This window comes from Streptomyces sp. NPDC051020 (assembly GCF_040683105.1).
Classification (GTDB): domain Bacteria; phylum Actinomycetota; class Actinomycetes; order Streptomycetales; family Streptomycetaceae; genus Streptomyces.
Genome location: NZ_JBFBCG010000024.1, coordinates 79,647 through 87,871 on the forward strand (window position 1 = coordinate 79,647; position 8,225 = coordinate 87,871).

The 8,225-nt window shown below is 67.9% G+C and carries 11 protein-coding genes; 3 read left to right on the top strand and 8 right to left on the bottom strand.

Features of this window, described 5'->3' with window-relative positions; all coding sequences use genetic code 11:
• Positions 1 to 75: 75 nt before the first annotated feature.
• From AB0N06_RS15770 to AB0N06_RS15790, 5 genes are all read right to left on the bottom strand, one after another.
• Entirely contained in the window at positions 76 to 678 is a 603-nt protein-coding gene (locus tag AB0N06_RS15770) for a phage tail protein (RefSeq protein ID WP_366135244.1), read from the bottom strand.
• Positions 679 to 721: 43 nt separating this feature from the next.
• A complete protein-coding gene (locus tag AB0N06_RS15775) occupies positions 722 to 1,123 on the bottom strand; it encodes a hypothetical protein (protein WP_366135245.1) in 402 nt (133 codons plus the stop codon).
• Between the two features lie 310 nt (positions 1,124 to 1,433).
• Entirely contained in the window at positions 1,434 to 1,628 is a 195-nt protein-coding gene (locus AB0N06_RS15780; RefSeq protein ID WP_366135246.1) for a helix-turn-helix domain-containing protein, read from the bottom strand.
• Entirely contained in the window at positions 1,625 to 2,179 is a 555-nt protein-coding gene (locus AB0N06_RS15785) for a hypothetical protein (protein WP_366135247.1), read from the bottom strand. The genes AB0N06_RS15780 and AB0N06_RS15785 overlap by 4 nt, the downstream gene beginning before the upstream one ends.
• A complete protein-coding gene (locus AB0N06_RS15790; protein WP_366135248.1) occupies positions 2,176 to 2,424 on the bottom strand; it encodes a hypothetical protein in 249 nt (82 codons plus the stop codon). The genes AB0N06_RS15785 and AB0N06_RS15790 overlap by 4 nt, the downstream gene beginning before the upstream one ends.
• A gap of 314 nt (positions 2,425 to 2,738) precedes the next feature.
• On the opposite strand from AB0N06_RS15790, the gene AB0N06_RS15795 reads away from it, so the two are divergent.
• From AB0N06_RS15795 to AB0N06_RS15805, 3 genes are all read left to right on the top strand, one after another.
• Positions 2,739 to 3,221 (top strand): helix-turn-helix transcriptional regulator, encoded by a 483-nt coding sequence (locus AB0N06_RS15795; RefSeq protein WP_366135249.1) that lies wholly within the window; start codon positions 2,739 to 2,741, stop codon positions 3,219 to 3,221.
• 47 nt (positions 3,222 to 3,268) lie between these two features.
• Positions 3,269 to 3,772: a hypothetical protein gene (locus AB0N06_RS15800; RefSeq protein ID WP_366135250.1), complete on the top strand. Its 504-nt coding sequence runs from the start codon at positions 3,269 to 3,271 to the stop codon at positions 3,770 to 3,772.
• Between the two features lie 286 nt (positions 3,773 to 4,058).
• Complete coding sequence (locus AB0N06_RS15805; protein WP_366135251.1) at positions 4,059 to 4,523, top strand: DUF3592 domain-containing protein; 465 nt, start codon at positions 4,059 to 4,061, stop codon at positions 4,521 to 4,523.
• Positions 4,524 to 4,614: 91 nt separating this feature from the next.
• Here AB0N06_RS15805 and AB0N06_RS15810 read toward each other — a convergent pair whose 3' ends face one another.
• The 3 genes from AB0N06_RS15810 to AB0N06_RS15820 all read right to left on the bottom strand — a co-directional run.
• Positions 4,615 to 6,633, bottom strand: coding sequence for a PA14 domain-containing protein (locus AB0N06_RS15810; protein ID WP_366135252.1), 2,019 nt, complete (start codon positions 6,631 to 6,633; stop codon positions 4,615 to 4,617).
• 173 nt (positions 6,634 to 6,806) lie between these two features.
• Entirely contained in the window at positions 6,807 to 7,871 is a 1,065-nt protein-coding gene (locus AB0N06_RS15815; RefSeq protein WP_366135253.1) for a helix-turn-helix transcriptional regulator, read from the bottom strand.
• Positions 7,872 to 7,995: 124 nt separating this feature from the next.
• Positions 7,996 to 8,225, bottom strand: a 230-nt coding sequence (locus AB0N06_RS15820) for a hypothetical protein (RefSeq protein ID WP_366135254.1), incomplete at its 5' end; no start/stop codon positions are given.

The window sequence follows — 8,225 nt, forward strand, 5'->3', positions numbered from 1 at the left end:
GGGACGGCCCGGCGCGAGCAGTCGCGCCGGGCCGAGTTCACCAGCTGCGTTCACAGGCCGCGGGGCCAGGCGCTGCTACACGTACGAGTCGTCCTTCATCAGCCACGTCGCCAGCGGCTGCGACGTGTCGTCCTGCGCGAACGCGGTGAAGGTGATGCCGAGCTTCATTGCGCCGGTGCGGGTCATCGAGATCTCCTCGGTGTCGGTGACCTGACCGCGCGGGACGATGAGGCGGTACACGACGGGCACACCGTTCTTGGTGTCGGAGAACTCGAAGCCGAGCATGCGCTCGTCGGCCGACGGGTTGGTGGTGAGGTCGTACTTGAAGGTGCCGGCCTCGGCCCCGGTTGCCGTCACCGCCGCCGTGGCGCCGCCGCCCATGAAGAACGGCAGCGTGGACTTGTTGAACTGCATCAGCTGGAACTTGATCGTGAGCTCGCGGTCGGAGTAGATGTAGCGCAGGGCGCTCACCGACTGCCATCCGTCGACCTGGTCGATCTTGTCCTTCTTGGCGAGCTTGACGCCGTCGGTGGAGGTGTAGCCGAGCTCGGTCCAGCCGGTCCAGGACACCTTGGTGTCGATGGGGGCGGCGACCGCCGGGGTGGCGCCGTACTGGGCGACAAGCACCTTACCGGTGCCGGCGACGCGGATCTGGGCGCTGGTGTTGGGGTTGGGCATGGTGACTCCTTCGGGAGAGGGACGAGCGAAATGGGTGTGCGCGTCACGCCGGGCGGATCGAGATGCGCAGCGTGGTGAGGTAGCGGCTGCCGGCCGGCCGGTTGTAGTCGGGCAGCCAGCGCGGGCCGTCGGCCTCGTCGACGTCGGTGACGAAGGCGGTGCCGTACGTGGTGCCGACCAGCTCATAGACACAGGCGCGGGCCGCGAGCGCGATGCCGTGGGCTACGGTCTTGTCGGCCGCGTACGCCTCCAGGTCGACGAGCGGCTTGTCCAGGTTCAGGTCGTCGATCCAGGTGCCGCCCGCCCGGGAGACGAGCAGCACCTTCTGGGTGCCGTCGAATCCTGCGGGCGGGCGGTTGTCGACCGTGGTGCCGGTCAGCTCGGTGCGGTTCTTGAGGAAGTCGACGACGAGACGCTCGACGTCGGGGAAGTTCAAAGTCGACACATGGACGCTCCCTTCTCTTCGGGGTCTCCTCGGAGGAGGCGGGATCAACGGGCGGGCGCCGCTGATGTGGAGGCGTGGGCCCGGGGCGCGACGGCGACGAGGGTTCCCGGGCAACACGAAGCGGCAGGTCCGTCGCCCCGGACCTGTACGGTCCGTGGGCGCAGCTCTGCCGCTGCTTCAACTGTGACCCAGGAGGCGGGATCCTGCAACTGAGCGTGTGAGTAGGGGTAGTTGGGGGTCGGCAGAATCCAAGAAGGCCGTGCCCCGCGTGATGCGCGAGGCACGGCCATGTGCAGCGAACAATGGGGGATCAGGACGATCCCAGGTGCACTTTCCGCTCGGCGGCGAACACATCCTCGAGCCGGTAAAGCAGCGCACGCCCCTGGCGTCCGGCCGCTGCCAGATGCCCGCGCTGAACCCACTTGCGGATGGTGGCGGGGGCGACGCCCGCTTCGAGCGCGGCGAGGTCGCCGGTGATCAGAGGGCCCTTCGGGAGCGTATTCATGGCGTCGCGTCCCCCTCCTCCAGCACATGACGGCATACGGGATTCACGCACCGCACTTCCGCCCGCTCGGGAAATGCCCGGAGCGATACGGAGTCGCAGGCCGGGCAGCGGCCCGCGAGCCGCACCATCTGCTCCGGGTCGCCGAGGACGCGCGCGCAGCGGCGGGCCATGCGGCGGGTCTCGTCCTCCACGTGTGTGGCGAGGACGGCGTCGGCGCCGATGCGGCCCAGCAGCCCGGCGATGCGGCCCAGCCGGACCGGGACGGGCGCCGCGGGCACGGGGCGCAGGCCGAGCCGTTCCCGTACGGCCTCTTCGAGTTCGGTGACGCCGTCGGTGATGTCGCGTACGGCGTCGGAGACGTACAGCCGTACGGGCGCGGTGCCTCGCCCTCCACCGGAGGCGCCGGAGCCGGGACGCTCACGGAGAGGTCCGCTCGTCGATGGCGCCAACGCCATGACGAGTTCGGGGAATTGACGGGCGAGGGTGGATATCCAGAGGTGACTGCGCGACTGCCGGGCGGGGCCGGTCGTGTCGCTCGTGCCGGCCCTCATGCCGCGTCCATGACGGCGACTTCGCGCCCGTTGCGCCACAGGCGGCCGCCGCAGACGCCGTCGAACCAGGTGTGCGCCGGGTCGACTACGGCCTCGCACTCCTCCCGGATCGGACAGTGATTGCAGGCTCGCAACACTGGTGCGGCCTCGGACATAGTCCGCGTGAATACCCACTGGTCGGGTAAGGGGGCACAGGCGGCGGCCCTGCGCCAGTCGAGTTCATCGTCGGAGAGTAAGAAACCCATGGTCAAAGCGGAAGGAGAAGAAGTCGTCTGACGGGACACGTGCAGCGCCTCCCCAGCATATGGGAACGTGTGTTCGAAAAATGCGAACGCGCGCTCAGCGTCGCATGGTGCGAGCGCGCACGCAAGTGACTGAAGATGTCTGGAGTTGATCCGATGTACCTGGAGGTGCTGCCGTTGTGAGCGTGAACCAGTCGTGTGTGAAGGGGAGTTGGAGGCGCGCAGCGGTCAAATCTCAACCATTACGCGCGCGAGCGCACATCTTTGGTGCGAGCGCGATCGGTACTCTGTCCCCGCGATGAGGGGAGACCGATCGGATGGCCAGCAGCTCAGGGGCGAGAGCCCACAACGACCACAGTTTCAGGGATGACGGTGCGCGCGGTCGGCCGAAGGGCGCCGACGGGCTTGACGAGTTCGCGGCATGGGTCGAGGACCTGCTGCGGAAGCGCGGCTACGACATCGACACTCCACGCGGGGGAGGAAGATCCAGGCTGGCGGACGACGCGGGCGTGCACCGGGCCGCCGTCAGCCGCCTGCTGCAGCGCCAGAGCATGCCGGACCTGGAGACGATGCGGCGCCTGGCCGTCGTCCTTGGTACCCCGCTGCGTGACATGTTGATCCGCTCCGGCCGGCTTTCGGAGGAAGACCTGCCGGTTGACGCGCCGCACCAGGGGCATAGGCCAGCGGGCGAGCAGGTGATGAGTCCGGAGGAGGCGGCACGGAGAATGGGGGTGCCGCCCGAACTGCGCGAGACCTTTGTGAGGGTTGCCAGACAGTTCCTGCCGGCGGCCGGCGACTGAGAGCAAGCATGGCCCCGGGGGCGGGGCGGCGTTGGAGGAGCGTGCAGATGGGGCTGGAAGGGGGCGACGCGGGGACGTCGGCGCGTACGCACAGCGACCCTGCCGACGCGGACAGTGCTGACCAACAGGGCGATATGGCAACGCTGTTGGGCGGACTACTGATCGAGCTCGGTCACAAGGTGCAGGAGGCGGGCATCGACGGCGTACGCATACTCACTGCGGCGGAGGTCGATCGCGAGCGGCTCGAGTGGTTCCGGGAGGGGTGGCAGAAGCATGCGCGGGCCGTCAGCGAAGGAGCGGAGCCGTCTGCTGCTTTCCCGGCAGGCCTGGAGCCGACGGGAGACGTGAGCGCCGGTCGGCTGCTCCGTTTTCCCGAGCGGGCTGATGAACGCCAGGCCTTACCGGATCTGGGCGAGGAACATTCTCTGCCGCTCGTCCGGGCGCATGAGGCGACCGTTCAGGAGCTGATGCCGCATCGACCGAGGGCGCCGAGGAAGCCGAGCCCGCCGGAGGAACAGGTACGACCTCAATCTCGCCCGGCGCCGGAGTAGTTGAGGGGATCATGAATGCATGGGCTTGACTTTCCTATGTCACCGGCCGATTCCGCCCCCGTCTTGACCCGGTTGAGAGCGGGAGCGGCCTGTGTGGCCGACCCCTTCACGCCCTCCACGGCACGGGAGGTGTTCTGGGAGGCCTGCTGGATCCTGCTCAGCCCCGAGCGGGTCTGGCTGATGGCGTCACGAAACTGGCGAATACTTGCCGTGGCCTTGTTGAATGAACTCTGAACGGTCATGAAGACCTCACGCTGCGGTCGGTGGCTCCTGCCATCATGGCCAAATGGACACTCTTGGCTGGGTCGTCATCTGTCTGGTCTTATTTCCGCTGCCGTTTCTTGCATGGTTCGGTGTGGTCCCGCTGCTGGTCGACCGCCATCTGAGGCGTGTTGGTGTCGAGGTGACGGGTCGGTGCCGGAGTATTTCCGAATCCGAAAGCCGATATTCCACGAGCTTTGAATTCCGTACGGAGTCCGGAGACCGGGTCATCTACATCTCCCCGCTGAGCGGCACCCGATGGGGGACGCCCGGCGAAGAGGCGCTGATGGTCTATGACCCCAGCAATCCCTGGCGGCGGGCCCGCAGCCGTCGAGAGCTCGAGGCGCGGTCGGAGGCGTGGTCCGCACTGTGGTGGCTTCTTGCCGGCGAGGTGATCAACCTGGCCCTCCTCCTGGCCTATCTGCTCTATACCGGAGTGGTGCCGTGCCACTTTTCGCTGTGCGAGGGAATCGGCGGCGAGGCAGGCTGAATCGGGTGAGCCTGCTTTCGAAACACGCCCTGGCACGTACGAAGGGGCCGGAAGGTGTGAACCTCCCGGCCCCTTCGCGCATGCCGTGCCGTTACGCCGTGGGCGCCAGTGCGGCCCAGTCCGTGGCAGGGACGGACTCCGTGCCGTCGGCGTGGACGGCCGTCACGCGATAGAAGTACGTGCTGCCCGCCGGAACGGCCGCGTCCGTGAAGGCCGTGGTGCCGGCCGGCAGCGGCGCGTCGGTGAGCTCGACGTACGTACCGGACGCCCGGTCCCAGCGGTGGACCCGGAAGCCGGTGATGTCATCGCACCCGGTGGCGCACGTCCAGGACAGCGCCACGCCGGGGCCCGGAGCCGCCGCCGCGGCGGTCAGCTCGAGCGGTGAGCTGTCCGGGGTCTCGACGGTGGGAGCCAGGTCGGGCTCGGTCGCCGTCACATAGCCGCCCGGGACGGTCTGGTAGGGGAGTTTGTTGTCCCACTCATCGACCGCCACGACGAAGAACGCCCAGGTGTCGCCGTCCGGCAGGCCCTGGTACAGGAACTCCGAGGTGTCCGGACCCAGGTACTCGATGGTTCGGACCATGATCACGGTGTCTTCGCCGTCCTGGATCAGCTCACCGCGGTAGAGCTCGTAGCGCTTGAGGTCGGGCTCGGGGCTGTCGTTCCAGTCCACCTTGATGCCGTACCCGGTGGCGGTCGCGGTGAGGCCGGTGACGGCGGCGGGCGGGGTCGAGTCGCCGGGCACGGTGAAGGCGACCTCGTTGGAGGGCGCCGACTGCACGCCGTCCATGTTCACCTGCGTGACGACGTAGTGGTAGGTGACGCCGCGCTGGAGGCCGCTGCTGTCCGTGCAGGCGGTCGCCGAATAGTTCGTGCTGCACGAGCTGATGGGCGTGCCGGAGGTGGACACCGGCGAGGTGGTGGAGCGGTACACCCGGACGCCCGTGCCGCTGCCGCTCGGCCGGGTCCAGGCCAGCTTCACGCCGTAGTCGCCCACGGGCGTGGCCGTGAGCCCGGTGGGCGCGCCCGGCAACCGGTGGTCGCCGCGCGTGATCCCGACGGACGAGGAGGTGGACACGTTGCCGTACCCGTCGAGCGCCCTCACGAAGTAGGTGTATCGGGTGTTGTCCTTCGCCGTGGTGTCGCTGAACGACGCCGTGGTGGGGGTGCCGAGGGTGACCCAGCTGAGGATGTCCCCCTCCTGCCGCGTGACGGCGTACCGGGTGGCCCCGGCGGACGGCGTCCAGGTGAGCGCGACGCCCTTGACGGTGTCGGCCGCCTTCAGACCGGCCGGCGCGGCGGGATCGGGCAGATCGGTGGTGACGACGTACTTGGCACCGCCCAGGGCCGACTCGTTGCCCGCCTTGTCGACGGCCGCCACGGCGTAGGAGTAGGACTGCCCGTCCGCCAGCGGGACGTCCGTGAAGGAGGTGCCGGTCACCAGGGCGCTTCCGCTGACTGTCTGCCAGGTGCACTGCGTCGAACAGCGCTTGACCCGGTACCCGGCGATGTCCATTTCCTTGTTGCGGGACCAGGTGACGGTGGGTCGGTAGGTCGTGGTCGAGTACGCCGTCTTCCCCCCGGTGGGGGCGAGGGGCCTGACCTTGTCGACGCCGGCGGTGGTGCGGGGGGCGTACGCGAACTTGACGTTGGCGGAGCCGGTGAAGGCGACGAAGTCGACGCGGATGGTGTGGCGGCCCTTGGGGACGGTGAGGTTGAGCGTCTTGGTCTGGGTGGTGGAGACGTTCTTCCACACGTCGATCTTGCGGACGCCGTCCAGGTACACACGGATGCCGTCACGGACGGCGGCGGTGAAGGTGAAGGGGCCGCCGGAGCCGAAGTCGCGGGTGGTCTGCCAGCGGACGGTGAAGTTGTCCTTGGGCAGGGTGACGCCCGCTGGGTCACCCGTGCCGTAGTTCTCGTTGATCGAGGTGTCGCACGTCGTCCGTTTGGGCGTGCCGTAGAAGCTGGTGTTGGGGTAGTACGTGGCCTTCCACACGCCGTCCGCGCAGGTGGTGGCGGCATGCGCGGTGGACGGCAGGGCAAGCCCGGCGACGGCCGCGCCCACGGCGGCGGCCGTCGCGCAGGCAGCGCGGAAACGCTGAGGCATGGGTATTCGGGATCGCTCTCGGTCCGGTGGGGCGTGGGGGAGCACCAGGGATGTGGGGGGAGCGCCGGGCGTGATGATCGCACGCTTGAGCGTTTGCTGTCAGCCCTGTTCCGCCGGTGACCCGCCCCGGGTCACCGGCGGAACACCACAGCTCAGGAGGCCCGGCGTGTCTTTCAGGCGTCCTGGTCGGGCGTCTCGGAAGACGTCATGTCGAGATCCTGGGTTCCGCCGTCCGGGGTGTCCAGTATCCCGGACTGGGCTATCAGGTAGCCGAGTTGGGCGCGGCTGTTACTGCCGAGGGTGGAGGAGAGCTTGGCGACATGCGCACGGCAGGTACGGACATTCATGCCGAGACGGCGGGCTATGGCCTCGTCGACGTATCCCTCGACCAACAGCGTGGCGATGGCGCGCTGGACGCCGGTGATGCCGTCGCGTGCCGGGTCGTACGGGGCCGCTTCGTTCAACGGAACCGCCCGGCGCCAGAATTGCTCGAACACCTTCGTCAGGTACGCGACCAGCCCGGGGTGCCGCAGTTCGAGGGCGATAGGGGGGGTGTCCAGGACCGGGATGAAGGCGACGGTGTCGTCGCAGATGATGAGACGCTCGATGAGCTCTTCGAGCGTACGGATCTCCATTTTGGCGCCGGCCATCAGTTCCACGTAGGCGAAAGTGCTTTGGCTGTGCCTGACTGTGTGCTGGTAGAGGGTGCGGACGCTGATGCCGGAATCTATCAGCGGCTTGCTGCGGGTCAGGGCTTCGCTGAGGACTTCCTCGCTGCGTCCGCCTCCGGGCTGGATGGTCAGTACCTCGGTCCGGCTCTCGGCGATGGCCAGGTCGAGCGCCGCGTTGATCCGGTCGATGCCTTCCAGCACTGTGATCGCATGCGTGGGTGCCGGACTCTGGGCACTGATGGCCATGAAGGGTTCAAAGGCGTCCGTCAGTTCCACGGACGTCCGTCTGCGGTCCTGGATCTCACGTTCCAGCGGGTGGAGCCGCTGCGCCAGGGCGGCGGAGGGCGGAACCGGGCGGAGCCACGAGGCGTCGTCCGGGTCGGTAAGCAGGAGCCCGAACTCGATGAGGCAGGGTGCGGGTCCCATCTCGGCGCGAGCGATGCGTCCGACGCTCAGTGCGCTGGCGTACAGCCGTGCCCCCTCCGTGCACAGGTCCGTGACCGCGTGAGTATGTGTCGGTGTAGTGCTGTTTGTAGGCAAATCTCCACCCCCCAGGGTCCTGAACATGCAGGAACATGATGCATCGCTCCTGTGGCATTGACGTGCCTGAATGAGCCATCGTCTTGTTGGGCGGGGGAGAGGAATCCATCAAGTGAGGACGAAGCCGACTATGTACAAGCGAATGCTTCGCTCAGTGCTTGTCACTGTGTTTGGCGCTGCTGCGCTGCTGCTCGTGGCGAATGTCTCTCCCCCGGACGTCGGTTGGGGCAGTGTGCAGGCGGGCGCTGTCACCGACCTCCGTCAAGCCGATGTCGGTTGGGGCATTGTGCAGGCGGGCGCTGTCACCGACCTCCGTCAAGCCGATGTCGGTTGGGGCATTGTGCAGGCGGGCGCTGTCACCGACCTCCGTCAAGCCGATGG

Excerpts from the sequence above, each read along its gene's own strand:
- AB0N06_RS15770 (WP_366135244.1), bottom strand. The coding sequence starts at position 678 with ATGCCCAACCCCAACACCAGCGCCCAGATCCGCGTCGCCGGCACCGGT.
- AB0N06_RS15780 (WP_366135246.1), bottom strand. The coding sequence starts at position 1,628 with ATGAATACGCTCCCGAAGGGCCCTCTGATCACCGGCGACCTCGCCGCG.
- AB0N06_RS15785 (WP_366135247.1), bottom strand. The coding sequence starts at position 2,179 with ATGAGGGCCGGCACGAGCGACACGACCGGCCCCGCCCGGCAGTCGCGC.
- AB0N06_RS15790 (WP_366135248.1), bottom strand. The coding sequence starts at position 2,424 with ATGGGTTTCTTACTCTCCGACGATGAACTCGACTGGCGCAGGGCCGCC.
- AB0N06_RS15795 (WP_366135249.1), top strand. The coding sequence starts at position 2,739 with ATGGCCAGCAGCTCAGGGGCGAGAGCCCACAACGACCACAGTTTCAGG.
- AB0N06_RS15800 (WP_366135250.1), top strand. The coding sequence starts at position 3,269 with ATGGGGCTGGAAGGGGGCGACGCGGGGACGTCGGCGCGTACGCACAGC.
- AB0N06_RS15805 (WP_366135251.1), top strand. The coding sequence starts at position 4,059 with ATGGACACTCTTGGCTGGGTCGTCATCTGTCTGGTCTTATTTCCGCTG.
- AB0N06_RS15810 (WP_366135252.1), bottom strand. The coding sequence starts at position 6,633 with ATGCCTCAGCGTTTCCGCGCTGCCTGCGCGACGGCCGCCGCCGTGGGC.
- AB0N06_RS15815 (WP_366135253.1), bottom strand. The coding sequence starts at position 7,871 with ATGTTCAGGACCCTGGGGGGTGGAGATTTGCCTACAAACAGCACTACA.